The organism is Citrobacter sp. CK202, assembly GCF_030333225.1.
Classification (GTDB): Bacteria; Pseudomonadota; Gammaproteobacteria; order Enterobacterales; family Enterobacteriaceae; genus Citrobacter_B; species Citrobacter_B koseri.
In genome coordinates this window covers 208908-230661 of record NZ_JAOWGI010000029.1, presented here as the reverse complement: position 1 = coordinate 230661, position 21754 = coordinate 208908, and the positions used below count along the sequence as shown (strand labels likewise).

Sequence of the window (21754 nt, the reverse complement as noted above, 5' to 3'; positions counted from 1 at the left end):
ATTGTCAGAAACTGTGCAGTCCAAGGAAATCGACAATCTGGTTGAAATAATCTTCGAAGCCCGTGAATGCATGGTTTCCGCCCTCGATAACGGTCTGGCGGCAGGAGGCGTAATACGCCACCGCCTGGCGGTAGTCCAACACTTCATCCCCCGTCTGTTGCAGCAGCCAGATCAAATCCGGCGCTTCCAGCGGGTCAATCTGCATGACTTTAAGATCGTAAATATGGCGAGACTCTAGCACATATTGCTGCCCGGTGTAGGGGTTCTCGTTCTGACCGAGGTAGTCGGTCAACAGTTCAAACGGCCGCACCGCCGGGTTCACCACCACCGCAGGCAACATAAAACACTGCGACAGCCAGGTGGCGTAATAGCCGCCCAGCGACGATCCAACGACGCCGAGCGGCGCTCCACCGTGTTCAAGCACGATAGATTCCAGCAACTCTGCCGCATCGGCAGGATACGGCGGCAGTTGCGGCACGATCATCTCAACATGAGGGTGGCGCTCCGCCAGCCAGCTTTTAAGCTGACATGCCTTTGCCGAACGCGGAGAGCTATTAAACCCATGCAGATAAAGAAGCGTAGACATCAGTATCCTTCCGAAGCGGTATCGGGTCGGAATTGAGTCCCCGGCAGACGATGCACTTGCGTTTCCAGAGAACCCCCGGCGTACAGTTCCAGCGTCCGCCAGCCTGGCCCTATCGTGTCCAGCGTGAAGTTCGCGCAGTGTGGCTTGAACTGGACGCAGGTGGACGGCGTCGCCAGCAGGCGGCGGCCATTCCAGTCAAGATCCAGCTCCTGATGAATATGACCGCACAGCAGGTATTTGACGCGTGGATAGTTCGCCAGCACGCTGTCCAGTTCGGCCGCGTTACGCAGGCTGTGCTGATCCAGCCAGCTGCATCCCGAAGGCAATGGATGGTGATGCAAAAGCAGCAAGGTGTGGCGCTCCGGCGCATCGGCAAGTTTGCGCTCCAGCCATTCAAGCTGAAAGTCGCTCAATTCACCATGCGGTACGCCAAAAACCTGGCTATCCAGCAGCAAGATTTGCCATTGATCGCCGATAAACACGCGTTTGGCCGGGGAGATCCCCGCTTCCTGCAACGCGCTGTACATCGCGGGCTGAAAGTCATGGTTACCCGGCAACCAAACGCAAGGCGCGCGAAAGCTTGCGATACCTTCAGCAAAGTGCTGATAGGCCGCAGCCGTTTGATCCTGCGCTAAATCACCTGTCGCCACGATCAGATCATATTCGTGCTGCCCGGCATGAATCGCATCCAGCACCGCCTGGTAACTTTCCCAGGTATTCACGCCCAGCAGCGTTTCATGTTTTTCGGCAAACAGGTGAGTATCGGTAATTTGTAAGATCCTGACTCTGGCCTCACCAGCCAGAGGAAGGGTTAACAGGCTTTCCAAATGGTGTCCTTAGGTTTCACGACGCTAATAAACCGGAATCGCCATCGCTCCATGTGCTAAACAGTAACGCAGCCAGTCGGCCAGAAACTGATTAATTTGATGCTTTTCGTCGCGTTGATGCAACTTTTTATTTGGATAATCATACCGCGCTTTGAAGCGAAAGATCTGCTGACTTGAACACACTTCGGCCACCATCGCGTCATGGTACAGGCGCACCGTAAGTGACGGCAGGCTCCAGTACGTAATGGCTGGCGCCGTCTGCTCGATCGCAACAAGCGTAGTGTATCGGGTCGATTCAACGATCGTTAACCGATATTGCGCGTTGGCCACCTGATAGCTTACTGTTTCGCCGGGTGCGTCATTGCGCGGCAACAGGCGGCGCAATTGCGAAAAATTAGTTTCGCACAGGCGCATCATTTCAGGGAAGTCAGGTGTGTAACGCTTCATTTTTTCCACTCGTGTTTTAACTCTTGATAGTGCAGTTGCAGCCATTGCAAAGCGATGACAGAAGCCGCGTTGTCGATTTTCCCCTCTTCTACCCACTGGTAAGCCTGCTCCCGACTTACCACATGAACACGAATATCTTCGTTTTCATCGGCCAGACCATGAATCCCGTTTGCGGTCGTGGCATCCACTTCGCCCACTAAAATAGAAAGACGCTCGCTGGTGCCGCCGGGGCTTGCCAGGTAACTCATGACCGGTTTCGTCCGTTTGACCTCAAGTCCGGCCTCTTCCATTGCTTCGCGACGAGCGACCTCCTCAACGGTTTCGCCCTCTTCGATCATCCCGGCGACCATTTCCAGCAACCACGGAGTCTCGCTGGTGTCATACGCCGCGATACGAATCTGTTCGACCAGTACAATTTCGTCGCGCTCAGGGTCAAAGGGTAGCAACACTGCGGCGTGGCCGCGCTCAAAAATTTCGCGTTTCACTTCACCGCTCATTTCACCGTTGAACAGGCGGTGGCGGAAACGATAGAGATCCAGTGAAAAAAAACCGCGATATAGCGTTTCTCGTGCAATAATTTCTACATCGTTTTTGGAGAAAGTCATTGGCGAGTTGTCTGGTTTATGCATTGTGCTGTCCTGGTACCAATAGTGATTAAAATGTGAATTTCAAGGGCGTTTGACTGCCGTTTCAGCGACCTTGTGATAAATTGGTGCAAATTAACGCCGGATGGCACGTAACGCCAACTTTTTGCAGTGGCGGATTCTGCTAGAATCAGCAATTATTTTTACAATTTGATCAGCGCTAAATACTGCTTCACAACAAGGAATGCAAATGAAGAAATTGCTCCCCATCCTTATCGGCCTGAGCCTGACGGGGTTCAGCACACTGAGCCAGGCAGAGAACCTGATGCAAGTTTATCAGCAAGCACGCCTGAGCAACCCGGAATTGCGTAAATCCGCCGCCGATCGCGATGCTGCATTCGAAAAAATTAACGAAGCGCGTAGTCCTTTACTGCCGCAACTGGGTTTAGGTGCCGATTACACCTACAGCAACGGCTATCGTGATGCGAATGGCATCAACTCCAACGCCACCAGCGCCTCTCTGCAATTAACCCAGACCCTTTTTGATATGTCAAAATGGCGCGCGCTGACGTTGCAGGAAAAATCCGCAGGTATCCAGGACGTCACGTTCCAGACCGATCAGCAAACGCTGATCCTCAATACGGCGAGCGCCTACTTTAAAGTCCTGAACGCCATTGACGTTCTCTCTTATACGCAGGCGCAGAAAGAAGCCGTTTATCGTCAGTTAGATCAAACCACCCAGCGTTTTAACGTCGGCCTGGTCGCTATCACTGACGTGCAAAACGCCCGTGCACAATACGATACCGTGCTGGCGAACGAAGTCACCGCCCGCAACAATCTGGATAACGCCGTAGAAGAACTGCGCCAGGTCACCGGTAACTACTACCCGGAACTGGCTTCGCTGAATGTCACGAACTTTAAAACCGATAAGCCGCAGGCCGTTAACGCGCTGCTGAAAGAGGCCGAAAACCGTAACCTGACGCTGTTGCAGGCGCGTCTGAGCCAGGATCTGGCGCGCGAGCAAATCCGCCAGGCGCAGGACGGCCATCTGCCAACGCTGGATTTAACCGCTTCTACCGGCGTGTCTGACACCTCTTATAGCGGCTCTAAAACCCATAACAGCACGCAGTATGACGACAGCAATATGGGCCAGAACAAAATCGGCCTGAGCTTCTCGCTGCCGCTGTATCAGGGTGGGATGGTCAACTCTCAGGTGAAACAGGCGCAGTACAACTTTGTTGGCGCGAGCGAACAGCTGGAAAGCGCGCACCGCAGCGTCGTGCAGACCGTGCGCTCCTCCTTCAACAACATTAATGCTTCTATCAGCAGCATTAACGCTTACAAACAGGCCGTTGTTTCCGCGCAAAGCTCTTTGGATGCAAACGAAGCCGGTTATTCCGTGGGTACGCGTACCATTGTTGACGTGCTGGATGCCACCACCGCGCTGTATGAAGCGAAGCAACAACTGGCGAATGCGCGTTATAACTATCTGATTAACCAGCTGAACATCAAGAATGCTCTCGGTACGTTGAACGAGCAGGATCTGGTGGCGCTGAACAATGCGCTGGGTAAACCGATCTCGACATCCCCGGACAACGTCGCGCCGGAAACCCCGCAGCAGGATGCAGCGGCGGATGGCTATAATGCCAGTACGGTTCAGCCAGCTTCAGCACGTTCCACCAGCAGCAACGGTAACAACCCGTTCCGTAACTGATGAATTGCCCGATGGCGCTTCGCTTATTGAGCCTACCTGATCGCAGGCAGGGTAAGCGTCGCGCCACCGGGCGCTAAACCTTGTCTGAACGTAAGGCAACGTAAAGATCCCGCCATTCTGCCGCATTCTCGCCTCTTCTCGCTTCAATTTCGACCAGCCATCCACTATCCTGAGCATTATTTATTGTGTTTACCACTGGGTCCTGGAAGACAAAAATGAAACGGACAAAATCTATACATCACGCCTCGTTCCGCAAAAGCTGGAGCGCACGTCATCTTACTCCGGTTGCTCTGGCGGTTACCGCTGTCTTTATGCTGGCCGGCTGTGAAAAAAGCGACGAAACGGTTTCGCTGTATCAAAACGCCGACGACTGCTCGGCGGCGAATCCGGGCAAAAACGCTGAATGTACGACCGCATTCAACAATGCCCTGAAAGAAGCGGAACGTACCGCGCCGAAATACGCGACGCGTGAAGACTGCGTGGCTGAATTCGGCGAAGGCCAGTGCCAGCAGGCGCCGGCTCAGGCAGGCATGGCGCCGGAAAATCAGGCGCAGGCGCAATCCAGCGGCAGCTTCTGGATGCCGCTGATGGCGGGCTATATGATGGGCCGAATGATGGGCGGCGGCGCGGGCTTTGCTCAGCAACCACTGTTCAGTTCAAAAAACCCGGCCAGCCCGGCCTACGGTAAATACACCGACGCCAGCGGCAAGAACTACGGCGCCGCACAGCCTGGCCGTACCATGACCGTACCGAAAACCGCGATGGCGCCGAAGCCCGCCACAACCACAACCGTTACCCGTGGTGGTTTTGGCGAATCAGTGGCAAAACAAAGCACGATGCAGCGTAGCGCCACCGGCACCTCGAATCGTTCGATGGGCGGCTAAGACGCATGGAAAGAATCAGTATTACTGAGCGCCCGGACTGGCGCGAGAAAGCCACCGAATACGGTTTTAATTTTCACACGATGTACGGGGAACCGTACTGGTGTGAAGACGCGTACTACAAGCTGACGCTCGACCAGGTTGAGAAGCTGGAAGACGTCACCGCTGAACTGCACCAGATGTGCCTTAAGGTCGTGGAGAAAGTGATCGCCAGCGATGAGCTGATGACGAAGTTTCGCATTCCTAAGCATACCTGGGGCTTTGTACGTCAGTCCTGGCAAACGCAGCAGCCGTCGCTCTATTCCCGCCTCGATCTGGCGTGGGATGGCACGGGGGAGCCTAAGCTTTTAGAAAATAACGCCGATACGCCGACCTCACTGTATGAGGCCGCGTTTTTCCAGTGGATCTGGCTGGAAGACCAGCTCAATGCGGGCAACCTGCCGGAAGGCAGCGATCAGTTTAACAGTCTGCAAGAAAAGCTGATCGAACGCTTCGCCGAGCTGCGTGAGCAGTATGGCTTCCAACTGCTGCACCTCACCTGCTGTCGCGACACCGTGGAAGATCGCGGGACGATCCAGTATCTACAGGACTGCGCCGCCGAAGCTGAAATCGCCACCGAGTTCCTCTACATTGAAGATATCGGCCTGGGTGAAAAAGGTCAGTTTTCGGACTTGCAGGATCAGGTGATTGCCAATCTGTTTAAGCTCTATCCGTGGGAATTTATGCTGCGTGAAATGTTCTCCACCAAGCTGGAAGATGCTGGCGTTCGCTGGCTGGAACCGGCCTGGAAGAGCATTATCTCCAATAAAGCGCTGCTCCCAATGTTATGGGAAATGTTCCCGGATCACCCTAACCTGCTGCCGGCTTATTTTGCGGAAGATGACTATCCGCAAATGGAAAAATTCGTCGTCAAACCGATCTTCTCGCGTGAAGGCGCTAACGTCTCCATCATTGAGAACGGGAAAACGATCGAAGCGGTGGAAGGCCCTTACGGCGAAGAAGGCATGATTGTGCAGCAGTTCTGTCCGCTGCCAAAGTTTGGCGACAGCTATATGCTGATTGGCAGCTGGTTGATCAACGATCAACCAGCCGGGATCGGTATTCGCGAAGACAGAGCGTTGATCACCCAGGATCTGTCCCGCTTCTACCCGCATATCTTTGTCGAATAGTCTCTTGTGCCGGGTGGCGGCTCCGCTTTACCCGGCCTACAATTCGTGCCGTAGGCCCGACAAGCGTAGCGCCATCGGGCATTAATCATCCCACCTGTACCGACAGCATACTCAGGCTGCCCATCTCGATGCCGTCAACCGGAATCGTCACCGGCTCTTTGCCATCCCATGCGCCTAACACATACAGCAGCGGCAGATAGTGATCCGGCGTTGGGTTCGACAGCGATCCTCCTTCATGATCGAGGTAATTAACCAGCGGATGCTGTTCTACCGGCCCCTGCCATGTCAGATTCGCTTTCACATACTCATTGAATGACGTTGCCCACGGGTAGGGCGTATTCTCGCCATGCCAGCGCGCCGTGCGCAGGTTATGCACCACGTTGCCACTGGCGACCAGCATAATGCCTTCGTCCCGCAACGCCGCCAGTTTGCGCCCTGTTTCAAAATGCCAGGCCGCCGGTTTGGTGCTGTCGATGCTCAACTGCACCATCGGGATATCCGCATTCGGGTACATCTTGCTCAACACGCCCCAGGAGCCGTGATCAAAGCCCCACGCCTCTTTATCCAGCGCGACCGGCGTCGGCGACAGCAACTCAACCAGATGTTGCGCCAGTTCCGGCGAACCGGGCGCAGGATAGTGCGTGTCATACAATGCCTGAGGAAAGCCGCCAAAATCATGGATCGTCTTTGGCGCTTCCATCGCCGTCACGCCCGTCCCTCGCGTGAACCAGTGCGCCGAGACAACGACAATCGCTTTTGGACGCGGCAATGTATCCCCCAGATGCCGCCAGGCGCGGGTATACACATTATCTTCCAGAACGTTCATCGGGCTACCGTGACCTAAAAACAATGCTGGCATACGTGTTGAAGACATGATGATATCCTTACTGAGGGAGTCATTTTGATATCATCACAATACGCTTTTTCGATGGATGAAGAACTCAGATAACCATGATGAAGATCATCAGTTATTTTGAAGGTCAGGTTCGGACAGTTGAATCATAAGGAGTTGTCGATGTCAGTACCTTTAATTCTGACCTTACTGGCGGGCGCCGCCACCTTTATTGGCGCGTTTCTTGGCGTGCTGGGGCAAAAACCGTCCAACCGCGTACTGGCGTTTTCACTGGGATTCGCCGCAGGCATTATGCTGCTGATCTCGCTGATGGAGATGCTGCCAGCCGCGCTGGCGGCAGATGGCATGTCTCCGGTGCTGGGTTACGGCATGTTTATTATCGGCTTGCTGGGTTATTTCGGTCTCGACAGGCTGCTTCCCCACGCCCATCCACAAGATTTAGTGCAAAAAACCGCACGTCCTCTCCCCGGCTCGATAAAACGCACCGCCATCCTGCTGACGCTGGGCATCAGCCTGCACAACTTCCCGGAAGGTATCGCTACCTTCGTCACCGCCAGCAGCAACCTCGAATTGGGTTTTGGCATTGCCCTGGCGGTCGCCTTGCACAATATTCCTGAAGGATTAGCGGTCGCCGGGCCAGTCTACGCCGCAACCGGTTCAAAACGGACAGCAATTTTCTGGGCCGGTATCTCCGGGATGGCGGAAATTCTTGGCGGTGTGATGGCGTGGCTTATTCTGGGCAGCCTGATCTCACCGGTCGTTATGGCGTCCATCATGGCCGCCGTCGCGGGAATTATGGTGGCATTATCCGTTGATGAGCTGATGCCGCTGGCAAAAGAGATCGACCCTAATAATAATCCCAGCTACGGCGTACTGTGTGGAATGTCGGTGATGGGGTTGAGTCTTGTCGTGCTTCAGGCGATGGGAATCGGATAACAGAGGCAGCAGGAAGCGCTTATTCCTGCTCTTTGGTCATAACGCGTTCTTCATCATCGCGACGAAGTAATTTATTGCGGATTTCCAGCAGCGCATCTCTGTCCTGCCGAAACGCCTTACAATAGCGTTTCATATGGCAAAAATACCCTACGATCACCAGAAAAATTAAGACGAGCCAATACCAGGCGATAAACATCCTCTTACCCTTAAAATCTAATATTACCAAACAATTAGCGTTAAAACCTTTTCTACCTATATTGAGGTAGCCCTATATACTGGCACAGTATGAAATCGAGAATATGATTTTGATCATAGAGAAAAAGGTTGGGCTTTTATTAACAGATGGGATGTTTAAAAAAGTAAAATATAAGGGATAAACGGCGGGATTAATGACCTCTGTAAACACAAAAAACCGAAGCCTGCGAACCGGCTTCGGTTTTTATTATCATCTCATCGCCTGATGGCGCTTCGCTTATCAGGCCTACAGAATTAGCTGGCTTTACGCTCGTGCGCCTGGCGGTAAGCCACCAGATCTTCGATCGTCACTACTGCCATGTTGTGTTTACCGGCAAACGCGATGCATTCCGGCGCGCGCGCCATTGTGCCATCGTCATTCGTCAGCTCGCACAGTACGCCAGCAGGTTTGAACCCGGCCAGCGTCACCAGATCGATGGTGGCTTCAGTATGGCCGCCACGGGTCAGAACGCCGCCCGGCTGCGCGCGCAGCGGGAAAACGTGGCCTGGACGGTGCAGATCGGCAGGTTTCGCGCCATCGGCAATGGCTGCGCGAACGGTCGTTACGCGGTCTGCGGCAGAAACGCCGGTAGTCACGCCTTTTGCGGCTTCAATGGTCACGGTAAAACCGGTGCCGTAGGCGCTGGTATTGTTCTCCACCATCATCGGCAGATCGAGCTGCTTGCGACGATCTTCAGTGATGCACAGACAAACAATGCCGCTGCCGTGGCGAATGGTCAGCGCCATCTGCTCAACGGTCATGGTCTCGGCCGGGAAAATCATATCGCCTTCGTTTTCGCGATCTTCATCGTCAAGCACCATCACACCGCGTCCTTCACGCAGCGCGGATAGCGCATGTTCCACACGTTCAAAAGGCGTACCAAAAGAGGAAAGTAGCGTCTGATTCATGGTAAAAAAACCTCATTAAAATTATGGTTACCAGAATCAGGGCAGTCTTAGGAGTACCGACAAGCGGCAAAAAAATAACGTGAGCGGGCCCATGCCCGACTGGATCGTTACTCTCTCCCATCCGGACTTTAACCGTCGGCCCCGGAATTACACCGGATCTGCTGACCTTCAGATTTGCACCTGAAGCGCTCGCGGGCTTTCAACCTGTCCTTCATCTTTCACGCCGCTGCTGCATTGCCGCAACGCGAAATCTTTTGGCCATACGCTGATTTACCGCCGGTGGGGAATTTCGCCCCGCCCTGAGAATAAGCGAGTTAACTATAACGCTATTGATTACCTTCATCAACGCCTTTACTCCGCTAAGCGACACACAATTCTGGTTTATGACGCCTGCATATCGCACTACAATGTGTTCTGACACTTACCAGTTCAGGGAAACCACAATGATTGACCCGAAAAAAATTGAGCAACTCGCTCGTCAGGTTCACGAGTCGATGCCGAAAGGGGTTCGGGAGTTCGGGGAAGATATCGAGAAGAAAATCCGTCAGACGCTGCAATCGCAGCTGACGCGTCTCGATCTGGTGAGCCGTGAAGAGTTTGACGTGCAGACTCAGGTCTTACTGCGCACCCGCGAAAAGCTGGCGCTGCTGGAGCAACGCCTCAGCGAGCTGGAAGCGCGTGAGAAACCTGTAGATGTTAAACCTGCGCCCGCCATCCCGCCTGTCGATCCGCAAGAGTAAAAACCACAACGGGCCGTAAGGCCCGTTGATATTTTCAGTGTTCGAGTTCTAACTTCTTAGCCTGTGTCGCCTGTTGGCAGTAAAGCGCATAGCGTTTGCAAAACCAGCTGCGGTGCGCCTCATCCATATTTCCGGTAACGGCCTGGATATCAACAGGATGGCCCTCAGCCTGCATCCTGGCGAAACTGCGCGCCAGAAAATCAAAATTGTTTAACGAATATACGTTCTTGTCGTTCATCAGCATACCCTCCAGTTATCAAATATCTGTTAAGGCCATATGCTTTTTCTAATTTCAGTATTCTCTTATATGTGTTGAACGGTTGTGCAAAAAGTGCGCATATCAGTTGCCTGACATCACACTTTGGGAACAAGCCAGATGCCCGATGGCGCTGTGCGTATCGGGCCGTCTGTTCAGCGGTTATTTATCGCTGTCTTTCTGGATTTTCTTGATGATATTGGTGGTCGAACAACCGTCTTCGAAGTTAAGCACCAGCACTTCGCCGCCGTTGGCCCAGACTTCTTCGCTACCGGCAATCTCTTCTGGCTTATAGTCACCGCCTTTCACCAGCAGATCCGGCAGCACGCCAGCAATCAGCCGCTGCGGGGTGTCCTCGTCGAAAGAAACCACCCAGTCAACGGACTCCAGCGCACCCAGCACGATCATTCGCTGTTCCAGCGGATTCACAGGGCGAGTTTCGCCTTTCAGACGTTTGGTGGAGGCATCGCTGTTCACCGCGACGATCAGGCGATCGCCCAGCTTGCGGGCGTTCGCCAGGTAAGACACATGTCCGGCATGCAGAATGTCAAAAACGCCGTTGGTCATGACCACTTTCTCGCCGCGTTTACGCGCGCTGGCCACGGCCTGTTTCAGCTCGGCTTCCGTCATCACGCCGAAGCCGGTGTCCGCACGACCGCGCACCGCATTTTCCAGTTCGATTGGCGAAACGGTTGATGTTCCCAGTTTACCGACGACAACGCCTGCTGCCGCGTTCGCGAAATAGCAGGCCTCTTCCAGGGAGTTCCCCGCCGCTAATGTGGCCGCCAGTACGCCGATCACCGTATCCCCGGCACCGGTAACGTCATACACTTCCTGCGCCTGGGTCGGCATATGCAGCGGCGCTTTACCCGGTTGCAGCAGCGTCATTCCCTGCTCGGAACGGGTCACCAGCAGCGCAGAAAATTCGAAATCGGCAATCAGCTTCATACCGCGTTCGACAATCTCTTCTTCACTTTTACATTTACCCGCCACCGCTTCGAACTCAGACAGGTTCGGCGTCAACAGCGTGGCGCCGCGATAACGTTCGAAATCGGTGCCTTTCGGGTCGATCAGTACCGGGACGCCCGCTTTACGCGCAAGCTGAATCATCTGCTGAACGCTGGCCAACGCGCCTTTGGCGTAATCAGACAACACCAGCGCGCCAATTGAGCCCAGCGCCTGGTTAATACGCTCGTGCAATGGCAGCGGATCGACGCCTTCAAAGCCTTCTTCAAAATCCAGGCGAATCAGCTGCTGGTTACGGGAAAGTACACGCAGTTTGGTAATCGTCGGATGCGTAGGCACAGAAACGAAGTCGCATTTTACGTTCACATCCGCCAGCGTTTTGCTCAGCGCGCGCGCCGCATCGTCAATACCGGTCAGACCCACAAGACGCGAGTTTGCGCCCAGAGAAGCGATGTTCATCGCCACGTTCGCCGCGCCGCCCGGACGTTCTTCAATGGTGTCCACTTTGACAACGGGCACCGGCGCTTCGGGGGAAATACGGCTGGTCGGCCCGTACCAGTAGCGATCCAGCATCACATCACCAACAACCATGACTCCTGCACGTTCAAACTCTGGCAGCGTTACTTTCATTCCTGTCTCCTGAGAGATTCTCTGAGGGTCTTAAAATTTGCGCGCGATAATAGCACACTTCACCCGGCAACCAGCCACTTCTGCCAGCTTGCCCGCACCAGCGCGCGTTCCTTGCTGAAGCACTCTTGCGCCACATGCCCCGGAAGCTCCTGTAGCGCAAGGTGATGAAGCTCATCGCGCAGCGTGGTATAGGCCAGCGTCAGCGTCTGCGCTTCCTGTTCATCCATAATGTCGTTTTGCGCCAGCAGTTCCAGAATGCGCACGTTATCGGACCAGCGCGTCAGCTTCGGCTTTTCATGCGCATAGCGCAGCACCAGATATTGGGTAATAAATTCAATATCGGTGATCCCGCCTTCGTCGGCTTTGATATCAAAACGATCGCGATGCTTGTTGCCCAGATGCGCGCGCATTTTCTCACGCATTTCGCGCACCTCGGTCTGCAACGTTTTGCCTTCGCGGGCGAGGGTCATGATATCGCGACGCACTGCGTCAAACTGCGAGGTCAGTTGCGGGTCGCCATAAACCACACGGGCGCGCACCAGCGCCTGATGCTCCCATGTCCAGGCTTCGTTTTTCTGATAATCGGCAAAGGCTTCCGCCGACGTGACCAGCATTCCCGCCGCGCCGGACGGGCGCAGCCGCGCGTCCACTTCATACAAGATACCGGAAGAGGTGCGGGTGCTGAACAAGTGCATAATGCGCTGCGCCAGGCGTAAGTAGAACTGGCGGCCGTCGATTTCACGCTCGCCGTCGGTCATCACGTCCATTGGGCAATCGTGCAAAAAGATCAGATCAAGATCGGAACTGTAGCCCAGCTCCCAGCCGCCCAGCTTGCCATAACCCACCACCGCAAACCCGCGTCCGGTGCGCTCAGCAAGGTGCGTCGGCTGCCCATAGCGCGCCACCATTTGCCCCCACGCCTGCTGGACAACGGCGTCGATAATGGCCTCCGCCAGCCAGGTCAGGTGATCGCTGACCTTCATCACCGGTAGCGTACCGGCGATATCCGCCGCCGCAATGCGCAACAGTTGCGTTTGTTTAAACTGGCGCAGCGCTTCCAGTTGCTGCTCTTCGTCATCTTCCGGCACACGCAGCAAATACTGGCGTAACTCATCGCGATAAGCGTCGGTCGCCGTTGGCTGATACAGCGTATTCGGGTCCAGTAGTTCATCGAGCAACAGCGGATAACGCGCCAGCTGGCTCGCCACCATCGGCGAAGCGGCGCACAGCGAAATCAGGTGCTTCAGCGCGCCGGGAAATTCACTCAGTAATTCAAGGTAGGTGGTACGCGTAACGATCCCCACCAGCAGCGGCGTAATACGCGACAGCGGCACAGAGGCATCTTCGCGCGAGCACACGTCGCTAAGCAGATGCGGCATCAGATGGTCGAGCACCTGCCGCCCGCGCGGGCCAATGGTGCGCTTATCCAGCTCTTTACGGAAGTCGGCAATTAACGCCAGCACGCGTCCGCGATCGTCGTCGGACAGATGCGCCAGCACCGGCGTGGTATCATCTTCCTGTAGCGCATCCTGCCACAGTTCGCGCCAGTGTTCCGACAGCGTATCTTCCTGAGTATCGGTTTCGTCATCGCCAATCAGTTCGTTAAATACCCGACGCACGTTAGCCATGTGCGCCGCCAGAATGTCGGTGAGCTGCGACCAGTCATCCGTGCGCATTCCCCAGGCCAGGCGCGCCCGGTTCAGTTCATCGCCCGGCAGCGTCTGGGTCTGCTCATCATTGATGCTTTGCAGCAGGTTTTCCAGACGGCGCAGGAAGAGATAGGCCGCGCGTAACTGTCCGGCGTCATTTTCTGGCAACAGGTGCAGCGCATCAATCGCGCTCAGCGTCGGCAGCAACGAGCGCGATTGCAGCGAGGGTTCCCGTCCGCCGCGAATCAACTGGAACACCTGCACGATAAACTCAATTTCACGAATACCGCCGGCGCCAAGCTTAATATTGTCTTTCAGACCGCGACGGCGCACTTCACGGGCAATCATCCCTTTCATATTACGCAGGGACTGGATCACGCTGAAATCGATATAGCGGCGGAACACGAAAGGTCGCAACATGGCGCGCAGTTCATCGACATACGCACTGTCGGCAGCGCCCATAATGCGCGCTTTGACCATCGCATAACGCTCCCAGTCGCGCCCTTGTTCCTGGTAATAATCTTCCAGCGCGGCAAAACTCAGCACCAGCGGGCCACTGTCGCCAAACGGGCGCAGACGCATATCCACCCGGTACACAAAGCCGTCCATCGTCGGCTGGTCCAGCACTTTGATCAAACGCTGCCCCATGCGGGTAAAGAACTGCGCGTTATCCAGCTCGCGCCGACCGCCCCGGGTGGAACCGTGCTCCGGCCAGGCGAAGATCAGATCGATATCCGAGGAGAAATTCAGCTCGCCGCCGCCCAGTTTTCCCATCCCCAGAATCAGCAACGGTTGAGGTACGCCATCATGGTTGCAGGGCGTCCCCCATTCGCGACAGCAGGCGTCATACAACCAGTCGCGCGCGGCGACGATCAACGTTTCCGCCAGATGGCTTAGCTGTTGCAGAATGTTTTCTTCTTCCACCAGCGACAGCGCCTGCGCCCAGGCGATACGTACCATGATGCGGCGACGGAATATGCGAAGCTCACGCATCAGCGCCGCTTCATCAGTCACCTGCGCCAACGCATCCTGTAACCACGCGGCATAATGCCGCCACTCATCGGCCTGCGGCGGCGCGCTTTCCAGCTCAGTCAGCCACTCGGGATGCGCAATCACGCTGTCCTGCACAAAGTCACTAAATGTAAGTACTGACTTCGCCTGAACGCTAAGCGTGGCTTCAGCCAGAATTTCTGGTAACCGCTCAACCACGGTCTGCCAGTGCTGCTGTAACGGTGAAGAAAGCGGCTTCATTTAAGGTGTGTCCTCAGATGGCTAACTAATCCCGATGAGTGTTGCCGGATGGCGGCGTAACGCCTTATCCGGCCTACAAAACCTGTGCGTCGTAGGCCTGATAAGATGCGCAGCATCGCCATCTGGCGCTGACATTGCCGGATGGCGGCGTAACGTCTTATCCGGCCTACAAAACCTGTGCGCCGTAGGCCTGATAAGATGCGCAGCATCGCCATCAGGCGTTACTGGTTATCGTTTTCCGCTATGCAGCCAGAACGGTTCCTGAAAGATCGCCTCATTGCGGAAGTGTTCAATTTCAATGCGCTGCCCTGTCACAATCGCGTGGCGCAGGCCCTGCCAGTTCTCCAGCCAGGCCTGTACCGCATTCGCGTCGTAATAACCTGCCAGCAGCAAAATACTGTCGATATCGCGGGTCAGGCGCGGAAGCTGATCGCGATACCGATCGCCCAACGGCTGCCCGAAAGTCGCTTTCAGCTCCGCCGCGTGGCGCGACAGGTGAATATCGGCAAAGCGTTTGAAAGAATCGGCCATTTTCGCCTGCGCTTTGGCGTCGAGGAACGGTTGCCAGGCTTTGGTGACCAGCCATTCGGTCAGCGCCAGTTTAGCCATCGCCGTTTGCGTGCTATAGATAGCCGTGATGGCTGAAACCTCAGAGACAAGGGTCGCTTCCGACTGCGTCAGCAAATCGCGTAAGTGAGCGCTTGCTTTACGCGGTACAATACCGCCAAACAGCATCAGCGCATGGCGAACCAGCCCCATCGCCGCCAGTACATCCGCTTTGGCGGCGTCATTTCCACGCACCCACAGCTCTTCATGGTACTGCCATTGCGACAATGCCAGCTCCAGCGCCGCTTCCAGCCCCTGCTCAATGCTGGCTTTGGCTGGCGCTTTCAGCACCGCAGTAGGTCTGATCCCACGCGGAGCATTCCCCTGCGCCAGATGATATCCCCGTGCGGCCTTGCTCAGGCTGCCCTGACGCAGACCCGCTTGCGACACCAGTTGGTTTGCCAGTTTCAACACCGCACGGGTCTCGCCGCTTAACAGTTCCAGCTCCAGCTCGCAAATTGGCTCGGCACATTCTCCGGCCTTCACTTCGCCAAGATCGAGCGCGATTTCAATACGGCTGCCGTCAACGTCCACCAGCCATTTCTCACGGTAAAAATCGGTGCTGAACAGCGGCTGCACGCGTGAAGCGAGATCCGCAGGCAGCTCGCCGTTCGGCCAGACCTCCTGCGGGAGCTGTGCGAGATCCAACGTCGGCTCGCTCAGCGCAACATTGTATTCCGGCCGTTGATGCAGGCCCCCCGTAACCCGACCGGCGATTTTCATGGTCATTTCATAACGACCATTCTCGCCACGGATGCGCAGACCCATATCATGGCCACGCAACCACTTGTCCGGCGTTTCGTAGTAAATGTTCTGTAACTGGCTGGGCGCATGGTGCTCGCCGCCGAGTGTTTGCAGATGGTCACGCAACGCGTCTACAGCGTCGTGATTAACGATAAACTTTAATTCGATTTCCTGAGCCATTGCCTTGTACTTATGGGTTATGTCACATATGGGAAGAATGACGGCGAACTTAACGCGTTCTTTTTTGTCAGTAGATAGTATTTTGCGCCAAATTGCCATGCAACGAGCAATTTGACGGGCGTAAAAGTTTAAAACAGTGGCAAAGATGACACAGATGATTCCGATTGATGTCGAATGCTTTGCGTAGAGACACTGATGCCACTACTATCGTTCCACTTTTTATGACAAAAACGACAGCCTGATGCCAAAATTACGCCTGATTGGATTAACTTTACTTGCACTTAGCGCCACTGCCGTCTCCCACGCAGAAGAGAAGCGCTATGTCTCTGACGAACTGAATACCTGGGTCCGCAGCGGTCCGGGAGATAATTATCGCCTCGTGGGTACGGTGAATGCCGGCGAGGAAGTGACATTATTACAGACTGACGCCAACACGAATTACGCTCAGGTGAAAGACAGTACAGGTCGTACTGCCTGGATCCCGATGAAAGAGCTGAACAGCTCGCCCAGCCTGCGTATCCGCGTACCGGATCTGGAAAATCAGGTTAAGACGCTGACCGACAAGCTGAACAATATTGATACCACCTGGAATCAGCGCACGGCCGACATGCAGCAAAAAGTGTCGCAGAGCGACAGCGTGATTAACGGGTTGAAAGAAGAAAACCAGAAGCTGAAAAACGAGCTGATCGTGGCGCAGAAGAAAGTCAGCGCCGCCAATCTGCAACTTGATGACAAGCAGCGCACCATCATTATGCAGTGGTTTATGTATGGCGGCGGCGTGCTGGGGCTCGGCCTGTTGCTCGGCCTGGTTCTCCCGCACATGATCCCAAGCCGTAAACGCAAGGACCGCTGGATGAACTAAATCGCCTTCTCTGCCGCACTGACATATGATTAAGGGATGATTTTTTTCAGGAAGGGAAAGTGGCGTGAAGATTTATCTGGTCGGTGGTGCTGTTCGGGATGCGTTGTTAGGGCTACCGGTCAAAGATAAAGATTGGGTGGTGGTTGGCGCCACGCCGCAGGAGATGCTTGACGCGGGCTACCAGCAGGTAGGCCGCGATTTTCCCGTGTTTCTTCATCCGCAAACACGTGAAGAGTATGCGCTGGCGCGCACCGAGCGTAAATCCGGTTCAGGCTATACCGGCTTTACCTGCTATGCCGCGCCGGACGTGACGCTGGAAGAAGACCTGCAACGTCGCGACCTCACCATTAATGCCCTCGCGCAGGATGACGACGGCCATATCGTCGATCCCTATCAGGGGCGTCGCGATCTGGACAATCGCCTGCTGCGCCATGTTTCCCCCGCCTTTAGCGAAGATCCGCTGCGCGTGTTGCGCGTGGCGCGTTTTGCCGCCCGCTACGCGCATCTCAGTTTCCGCATCGCTGATGAAACCCTGGCCTTGATGCGCGACATGACCGCCGCAGGCGAACTGGAACACCTCACGCCGGAGCGCGTATGGAAGGAGACCGAGAACGCCTTAACCACGCGCAATCCGCAGGTTTTCTTTCAGGTGCTGCGCGACTGCGGCGCGCTACGCGTTCTGTTCCCGGAAGTGGACGCGCTGTTTGGCGTTCCGGCTCCGGCAAAGTGGCACCCGGAAATCGATACCGGCATCCACACATTGATGACGTTATCAATGGCCGCCATGCTCAGCCCGAACGTTGATGTGCGTTTCGCCACGCTCTGTCACGACCTTGGAAAAGGGTTGACGCCCAAAGCGCTCTGGCCGCGCCATCATGGTCACGGCCCGGCAGGCGTAAAGCTGGTCGAGCAGTTATGCCAGCGTCTGCGTGTGCCGAATGAGATTCGGGATTTAGCCAAACTGGTGGCGGAATTCCACGATCTCATCCATACCTTCCCGATTTTGCAGCCGAAAACGATCGTGGAGCTGTTCGATTCGATTGACGCCTGGCGTAAGCCGCAGCGCGTAGAGCAAATCGCCCTGACCAGCGAGGCCGACGTGCGCGGTCGTACCGGTTTTGAGGCGTCTGACTATCCGCAAGGCCGCTGGCTGCGCGAAGCGTGGCAGGTCGCACAGGCGGTGCCGACAAAAGAGGTGCTGGAGGCAGGCTTTAAAGGCGCGGAGATCCGCGAAGAACTCACCAGACGGCGAATTGCAGCGGTGGCGAACTGGAAGGAACGGCGTTGCCCGAAACCCGAGGCGTAAGCTCACCGTTTTGTTGCCGGATGGCGCTCCGCTTATCCGGCCTACAAAATCGAACCGCAAGCCGGATAAGGCATTTACGCCGCCATCCGGCAACAAAATCGAACCGCAAGCCGGATAAGGCATTTACGCCACCATCCGGCAACAAAATCGAACCGTAGGCCGGATAAGGCATTTGCGCCGCCATCCGGCAACAAAATCGAACCGCAGGCCGGATAAGGCATTTACGCCGCCATCCGGCAACAAAATCGAACCGTAGGCCGGATAAGGCGTAAACGCCGCCATCCGGCATCAAGCGTTATCAGAAGAAAACAACGTAGACCGCAGCAGCCACGATAAAGCGGTAAATCGCAAACGGAATGAACGAGATGCGCTTAATCAATTGCAGGAAGGTTTTGATGGCGATCAGCGCCACAATGAACGCAGTCACAAATCCCACGGCGAACATGGGGATATCTTCCACCGTCAGGAACGACCAGCTCTTGTAGAGATCCAACGCCGTCGCGCCCATCATCATCGGAACGGCCAGCAGGAATGAGAATTCCGATGCGGCATAGCGGCTCACCCCCATCAACATCCCACCGGAAATGGTCGCGCCGGAACGGGAAAAGCCCGGCCACAGCGCCAGACACTGGAAGCAGCCAATCATAAACGCCTGACGATACGTCATATCGTCCAGGCCCGGCGCGCGCGGCTCTTTCGGCTTCAGGCATTCCGCGGCAATCAGCAGCAGACCGCCCACGACCAGCGCATACATCACGTTGACGGGATTAAACAAAGACTTAATGGTGTCATGGAACACCAGGCCCAGCACCACGGCCGGGATCATCCCCAGCACAATATGCCCTAACGTCAGCCGTCCTTTTCCGGTGCCTTCATGCGGTTGTTTGCCAAAGTGAATGCCGATCAGGCCGAACAAACGCCGCCAGAACATCACCACCACCGCCAGGATCGATCCCAGCTGAATTACCACCTCAAACGTCTCTGCCGTATCGCCTTCAAAACCCAACAGGTGACCGACAATGATCATATGGCCCGTGCTGGAGACGGGCAAAAACTCCGTCAATCCTTCGACCACACCCAAAATTGCCGCCACCAGCAGCGAGTGTATATCGCTCATCAATAAACCCCTAAATCAAAAAAAACGAACAGCAGTTATGACTCCAGCTTTAAGACCCATATATCGCCGTTTGGTTTAAAAACTATGAAGTTAATTATTTTCTTTCAGATTATTGCCACGCTCAATGATAACGCCAACATTCGCCGCACGCGCTACGGCGCCGGGCTTGCTGAGCTTGATGCGCACCCACGGAGAGTTAAAGCGGCTGAGCAGCAGATCCGCCACCTCTTCCGCTACGCGTTCGACTAACGCAAAACGGCCGCCCTCCACATGGCTGACTACCGTATCGGCAATGTCGGCGTAGCTCAGACAATCCGCAACGTCGTCGCTTCTGGCTGACTTACGGTTGTCCCACGCCATTTCGATATCGAACACCAGTTTCTGTTCGATAGTTTGCTCCCAGTCGTAAACACCGATAGTGGTGATTACCGAAAGTTGCTCTATAAATACAATATCCATCACGACCTGCCTGCTTTTTGGCTAACCCGGATACCACTTCCGGCGAAATATGCGTATTATCCACAGAAGTAGCGTTTAACACGACATTTTCAAAACGGAACAGCTTATGAGTGCAATCGCGCCTGGAATGATCCTCTTCGCGTACCTCTGCGGCTCAATTTCCAGTGCCATTCTGGTCTGCCGCATTGCAGGTTTACCCGACCCGCGTCAGAGTGGCTCCGGTAACCCTGGCGCGACCAATGTGTTACGCATAGGGGGCAAGGGAGCAGCCGTAGCGGTACTGATTTTCGACGTCCTCAAAGGCATGCTGCCGGTCTGGGGCGCTTATGCATTAGGTGTAACCCCTTTCTGGTTGGGCCTGATTGCCATCGCCGCCTGTCTGGGGCACATCTGGCCGGTCTTTTTTGGCTTCAAAGGCGGAAAAGGCGTCGCGACCGCATTCGGCGCGATCGCGCCCATCGGCTGGGACTTAACTGGCGTGATGGCGGGTACCTGGCTGCTGACCGTCTTACTGAGCGGTTACTCGTCATTGGGCGCGATCGTCAGCGCGCTGATTGCGCCATTCTACGTGTGGTGGTTTAAACCCCAGTTCACCTTCCCGGTCTCTATGCTGTCTTGCCTGATTTTGCTGCGCCACCATGACAACATCCAGCGCCTGTGGCGTCGTCAGGAGACGAAGATCTGGACGAAACTCAAGAAGAAGCGCGAGAAAGATCCGCAGTAGCTTTTTACACCACGCCGTAGGCCAGGTAAGGCGAAGCCGCCATCAGGCACATACGCATCGCCGGATGGCGACGCAAAGCGTCTTATCCGGCCTACAGATTGGTTCACCACGCCACCTGATATCCCTCGTCTGGCTTGCCGAGTCGCTTCTGGCACCATGCCGCCAGAAACTCCACACATACCCGTAACTTTACGCTGCGGTACAGCGGTTCCTGATAGACCGCCCAGATATTGGCGCTCTGCGCATACTCCGGCAATACCCTCACCAGTTTACCGCTCGCCAGAAACGGCTGCACATCCCACTCTGAACGCAGCATGATCCCTTTGCCCTCCAGCGCCCACTGCAAAACAATTTCACCGCTATTGGAAGAGAGGTGTCCGGTTACTTTCACTGATTTTTTCTCTTGCCCGTTCCCCAGTTCCCATATGCCGTGGGTCATATCACGTTCTTTTGTCACCAGACAATCATGACCGCTTAATTCTTGTAAGGTTTTCGGCTCAGGATATTTCTGGAGATATGCGGGAGACGCGCATAATATTCTTTTATTCTTTGTTAACAAATGCGCAATATAATAATCAGGAATTTCATCGTTAATCCGAATATCCAGATCGATATTATCCTGTACCAAATCAATTTGCCGATCGAAGAGTTCAAAGTGGACCTGTAATTCAGGATAATTGCGCATCAGGTCGGTAATGGCAGGTGCAATATAACTGCGGCCAAAACCAAAACTACAGCCAATGCGAATCATTCCCTCCGGGCGCGTTTTAATTTGCGTCACCTCATCCACCAGCCGCTGATAGTGCGTGAGGAGCTTCAGCGCATGTTCATAGCAGCGTTGCCCGCTTTCCGTCAGCGCAACACCTCTTGCCGAGCGGTTCAGCAGCGTGGTGGCAAGGGTTGTCTCAAGAATCTGAATCCGTTTCGTCACGAACGCGGGCGTTTGCCCCAGCGCCGCCGCTGCCGCGCTAAAGCTTCCCGTGTGGACAATTTCAACCAAAACCTGTAGGTCTTTGGCTAAGGGATAGTTGTTCAGCATCTGTCGGTTATCCGTGATTTTAATACGCGCAGTGTAAATCTCTTAACGTCGTTAAACCCTGCCTTTGCTCAATTTTCATCACCTT

22 protein-coding genes, 1 pseudogene and 1 riboswitch are annotated in these 21754 nt (G+C 55.0%); of the genes and pseudogenes, 9 read left to right on the top strand and 14 right to left on the bottom strand.

The features are described 5' to 3' along the window. Positions 1-4 precede the first annotated feature (4 nt). The 4 genes from yqiA to nudF are packed head-to-tail and all read right to left on the bottom strand — an operon-like array spanning position 5 to position 2489. Positions 5-586, bottom strand: coding sequence for an esterase YqiA (yqiA, locus tag OGX84_RS20855; protein WP_012135162.1), 582 nt, complete (start codon positions 584-586; stop codon positions 5-7). Continuing rightward, positions 586-1413: a 3',5'-cyclic-AMP phosphodiesterase gene (gene cpdA / locus OGX84_RS20850; protein WP_112001543.1), complete on the bottom strand. Its 828-nt coding sequence runs from the start codon at positions 1411-1413 to the stop codon at positions 586-588. The genes yqiA and cpdA overlap by 1 nt, the downstream gene beginning before the upstream one ends. A 24-nt stretch (positions 1414-1437) precedes the next feature. Further along, positions 1438-1860: a DUF1249 family protein gene (locus OGX84_RS20845; RefSeq protein ID WP_012135164.1), complete on the bottom strand. Its 423-nt coding sequence runs from the start codon at positions 1858-1860 to the stop codon at positions 1438-1440. Continuing rightward, the gene (nudF, locus tag OGX84_RS20840; RefSeq protein ID WP_024130957.1) at positions 1857-2489 is read right to left on the bottom strand and encodes an ADP-ribose diphosphatase; all 633 of its coding nucleotides are present in this window, start codon (positions 2487-2489) and stop codon (positions 1857-1859) included. The genes OGX84_RS20845 and nudF overlap by 4 nt, the downstream gene beginning before the upstream one ends. Before the next feature lie 199 nt (positions 2490-2688). On the opposite strand from nudF, the gene tolC reads away from it, so the two are divergent. From tolC to OGX84_RS20825, 3 genes are all read left to right on the top strand, one after another. Further along, positions 2689-4158 carry an outer membrane channel protein TolC gene (tolC, locus tag OGX84_RS20835; RefSeq protein ID WP_012135166.1) on the top strand — a complete coding sequence of 490 codons (1470 nt, stop codon included), beginning with the start codon at positions 2689-2691 and terminating at the stop codon, positions 4156-4158. 215 nt (positions 4159-4373) lie between these two features. Next, positions 4374-5042, top strand: a complete 669-nt coding sequence (locus OGX84_RS20830) for a DUF1190 family protein (RefSeq protein ID WP_012135168.1) — start codon at positions 4374-4376, stop codon at positions 5040-5042. 5 nt (positions 5043-5047) lie between these two features. Further along, a complete protein-coding gene (locus tag OGX84_RS20825) occupies positions 5048-6208 on the top strand; it encodes a glutathionylspermidine synthase family protein (protein WP_012135169.1) in 1161 nt (386 codons plus the stop codon). Positions 6209-6293: 85 nt separating this feature from the next. Here OGX84_RS20825 and ygiD read toward each other — a convergent pair whose 3' ends face one another. Next, a complete protein-coding gene (gene ygiD / locus OGX84_RS20820) occupies positions 6294-7082 on the bottom strand; it encodes a 4,5-DOPA-extradiol-dioxygenase (protein WP_275165176.1) in 789 nt (262 codons plus the stop codon). 141 nt (positions 7083-7223) lie between these two features. Between ygiD and zupT the strand changes: the two genes are divergently transcribed. After that, a complete protein-coding gene (zupT, locus tag OGX84_RS20815; RefSeq protein WP_024130960.1) occupies positions 7224-7997 on the top strand; it encodes a zinc transporter ZupT in 774 nt (257 codons plus the stop codon). A 19-nt stretch (positions 7998-8016) separates the two neighbouring features. Here zupT and OGX84_RS20810 read toward each other — a convergent pair whose 3' ends face one another. Continuing rightward, entirely contained in the window at positions 8017-8193 is a 177-nt protein-coding gene (locus OGX84_RS20810) for a hypothetical protein (protein WP_012135172.1), read from the bottom strand. Between the two features lie 293 nt (positions 8194-8486). Next, positions 8487-9140 (bottom strand): 3,4-dihydroxy-2-butanone-4-phosphate synthase, encoded by a 654-nt coding sequence (gene ribB, locus OGX84_RS20805; protein ID WP_012135173.1) that lies wholly within the window; start codon positions 9138-9140, stop codon positions 8487-8489. A 105-nt stretch (positions 9141-9245) separates the two neighbouring features. Then, positions 9246-9451, bottom strand: a riboswitch (FMN riboswitch). A gap of 132 nt (positions 9452-9583) precedes the next feature. Here ribB and ubiK point away from each other — a divergent pair. Continuing rightward, positions 9584-9880, top strand: coding sequence for a ubiquinone biosynthesis accessory factor UbiK (gene ubiK, locus OGX84_RS20800; RefSeq protein WP_024130961.1), 297 nt, complete (start codon positions 9584-9586; stop codon positions 9878-9880). Between the two features lie 34 nt (positions 9881-9914). Here ubiK and glgS read toward each other — a convergent pair whose 3' ends face one another. The 4 genes from glgS to OGX84_RS20780 all read right to left on the bottom strand — a co-directional run bounded on the left by glgS (position 9915) and on the right by OGX84_RS20780 (position 16162). Continuing rightward, a complete protein-coding gene (glgS, locus tag OGX84_RS20795) occupies positions 9915-10124 on the bottom strand; it encodes a cell surface composition regulator GlgS (protein ID WP_012135175.1) in 210 nt (69 codons plus the stop codon). Positions 10125-10298: 174 nt separating this feature from the next. After that, positions 10299-11732 (bottom strand): bifunctional D-glycero-beta-D-manno-heptose-7-phosphate kinase/D-glycero-beta-D-manno-heptose 1-phosphate adenylyltransferase HldE, encoded by a 1434-nt coding sequence (hldE, locus tag OGX84_RS20790; protein WP_012135177.1) that lies wholly within the window; start codon positions 11730-11732, stop codon positions 10299-10301. 59 nt (positions 11733-11791) lie between these two features. Next, entirely contained in the window at positions 11792-14632 is a 2841-nt protein-coding gene (gene glnE / locus OGX84_RS20785) for a bifunctional [glutamate--ammonia ligase]-adenylyl-L-tyrosine phosphorylase/[glutamate--ammonia-ligase] adenylyltransferase (protein ID WP_198447681.1), read from the bottom strand. Between the two features lie 228 nt (positions 14633-14860). Further along, a complete protein-coding gene (locus tag OGX84_RS20780) occupies positions 14861-16162 on the bottom strand; it encodes a CYTH domain-containing protein (protein WP_286458344.1) in 1302 nt (433 codons plus the stop codon). A gap of 241 nt (positions 16163-16403) precedes the next feature. Here OGX84_RS20780 and OGX84_RS20775 point away from each other — a divergent pair, with 241 nt between their 5' ends. The 3 genes and pseudogenes from OGX84_RS20775 to OGX84_RS22880 form a co-directional block, all read left to right on the top strand. Next, on the top strand, positions 16404-17024 hold the full coding sequence (locus tag OGX84_RS20775; protein ID WP_012135182.1) for a TIGR04211 family SH3 domain-containing protein: 621 nt from the start codon (positions 16404-16406) through the stop codon (positions 17022-17024). Between the two features lie 64 nt (positions 17025-17088). Further along, positions 17089-18330, top strand: a complete 1242-nt coding sequence (locus OGX84_RS20770) for a multifunctional CCA addition/repair protein (RefSeq protein WP_112001539.1) — start codon at positions 17089-17091, stop codon at positions 18328-18330. After that, a pseudogene (locus OGX84_RS22880) lies at positions 18326-18448 on the top strand (hypothetical protein); the annotation flags it as partial. The gene OGX84_RS20770 and the pseudogene OGX84_RS22880, both read left to right, overlap by 5 nt. A 180-nt stretch (positions 18449-18628) precedes the next feature. Here OGX84_RS22880 and bacA read toward each other — a convergent pair. Continuing rightward, the gene (gene bacA, locus OGX84_RS20765; RefSeq protein WP_012135186.1) at positions 18629-19447 is read right to left on the bottom strand and encodes an undecaprenyl-diphosphate phosphatase; all 819 of its coding nucleotides are present in this window, start codon (positions 19445-19447) and stop codon (positions 18629-18631) included. Positions 19448-19537: 90 nt separating this feature from the next. Then, a complete protein-coding gene (gene folB / locus OGX84_RS20760; RefSeq protein ID WP_012135187.1) occupies positions 19538-19906 on the bottom strand; it encodes a bifunctional dihydroneopterin aldolase/7,8-dihydroneopterin epimerase in 369 nt (122 codons plus the stop codon). Positions 19907-20012: 106 nt separating this feature from the next. Between folB and plsY the strand changes: the two genes are divergently transcribed. Then, the gene (plsY, locus tag OGX84_RS20755) at positions 20013-20630 is read left to right on the top strand and encodes a glycerol-3-phosphate 1-O-acyltransferase PlsY (protein WP_012135188.1); all 618 of its coding nucleotides are present in this window, start codon (positions 20013-20015) and stop codon (positions 20628-20630) included. 103 nt (positions 20631-20733) lie between these two features. Here the strand turns inward: plsY and ttdR are convergent, their stop codons facing one another. Next, the gene (gene ttdR, locus OGX84_RS20750; protein WP_012135189.1) at positions 20734-21669 is read right to left on the bottom strand and encodes an L-tartrate utilization transcriptional activator TtdR; all 936 of its coding nucleotides are present in this window, start codon (positions 21667-21669) and stop codon (positions 20734-20736) included. Positions 21670-21754: the final 85 nt, after the last annotated feature.

What these genes read in the sequence shown, in the direction of transcription:
- yqiA (WP_012135162.1), bottom strand. Translation starts at nt 586, where the DNA reads ATGTCTACGCTTCTTTATCTGCATGGGTTTAATAGCTCTCCGCGTTCG.
- OGX84_RS20845 (WP_012135164.1), bottom strand. Translation starts at nt 1,860, where the DNA reads ATGAAGCGTTACACACCTGACTTCCCTGAAATGATGCGCCTGTGCGAA.
- nudF (WP_024130957.1), bottom strand. Translation starts at nt 2,489, where the DNA reads ATGCATAAACCAGACAACTCGCCAATGACTTTCTCCAAAAACGATGTA.
- tolC (WP_012135166.1), top strand. Translation starts at nt 2,689, where the DNA reads ATGCAAATGAAGAAATTGCTCCCCATCCTTATCGGCCTGAGCCTGACG.
- OGX84_RS20830 (WP_012135168.1), top strand. Translation starts at nt 4,374, where the DNA reads ATGAAACGGACAAAATCTATACATCACGCCTCGTTCCGCAAAAGCTGG.
- OGX84_RS20825 (WP_012135169.1), top strand. Translation starts at nt 5,048, where the DNA reads ATGGAAAGAATCAGTATTACTGAGCGCCCGGACTGGCGCGAGAAAGCC.
- ygiD (WP_275165176.1), bottom strand. Translation starts at nt 7,082, where the DNA reads ATGTCTTCAACACGTATGCCAGCATTGTTTTTAGGTCACGGTAGCCCG.
- zupT (WP_024130960.1), top strand. Translation starts at nt 7,224, where the DNA reads ATGTCAGTACCTTTAATTCTGACCTTACTGGCGGGCGCCGCCACCTTT.
- OGX84_RS20810 (WP_012135172.1), bottom strand. Translation starts at nt 8,193, where the DNA reads ATGTTTATCGCCTGGTATTGGCTCGTCTTAATTTTTCTGGTGATCGTA.
- ribB (WP_012135173.1), bottom strand. Translation starts at nt 9,140, where the DNA reads ATGAATCAGACGCTACTTTCCTCTTTTGGTACGCCTTTTGAACGTGTG.
- ubiK (WP_024130961.1), top strand. Translation starts at nt 9,584, where the DNA reads ATGATTGACCCGAAAAAAATTGAGCAACTCGCTCGTCAGGTTCACGAG.
- glgS (WP_012135175.1), bottom strand. Translation starts at nt 10,124, where the DNA reads ATGCTGATGAACGACAAGAACGTATATTCGTTAAACAATTTTGATTTT.
- hldE (WP_012135177.1), bottom strand. Translation starts at nt 11,732, where the DNA reads ATGAAAGTAACGCTGCCAGAGTTTGAACGTGCAGGAGTCATGGTTGTT.
- glnE (WP_198447681.1), bottom strand. Translation starts at nt 14,632, where the DNA reads ATGAAGCCGCTTTCTTCACCGTTACAGCAGCACTGGCAGACCGTGGTT.
- OGX84_RS20780 (WP_286458344.1), bottom strand. Translation starts at nt 16,162, where the DNA reads ATGGCTCAGGAAATCGAATTAAAGTTTATCGTTAATCACGACGCTGTA.
- OGX84_RS20775 (WP_012135182.1), top strand. Translation starts at nt 16,404, where the DNA reads ATGCCAAAATTACGCCTGATTGGATTAACTTTACTTGCACTTAGCGCC.
- bacA (WP_012135186.1), bottom strand. Translation starts at nt 19,447, where the DNA reads ATGAGCGATATACACTCGCTGCTGGTGGCGGCAATTTTGGGTGTGGTC.
- folB (WP_012135187.1), bottom strand. Translation starts at nt 19,906, where the DNA reads ATGGATATTGTATTTATAGAGCAACTTTCGGTAATCACCACTATCGGT.
- plsY (WP_012135188.1), top strand. Translation starts at nt 20,013, where the DNA reads ATGAGTGCAATCGCGCCTGGAATGATCCTCTTCGCGTACCTCTGCGGC.
- ttdR (WP_012135189.1), bottom strand. Translation starts at nt 21,669, where the DNA reads ATGCTGAACAACTATCCCTTAGCCAAAGACCTACAGGTTTTGGTTGAA.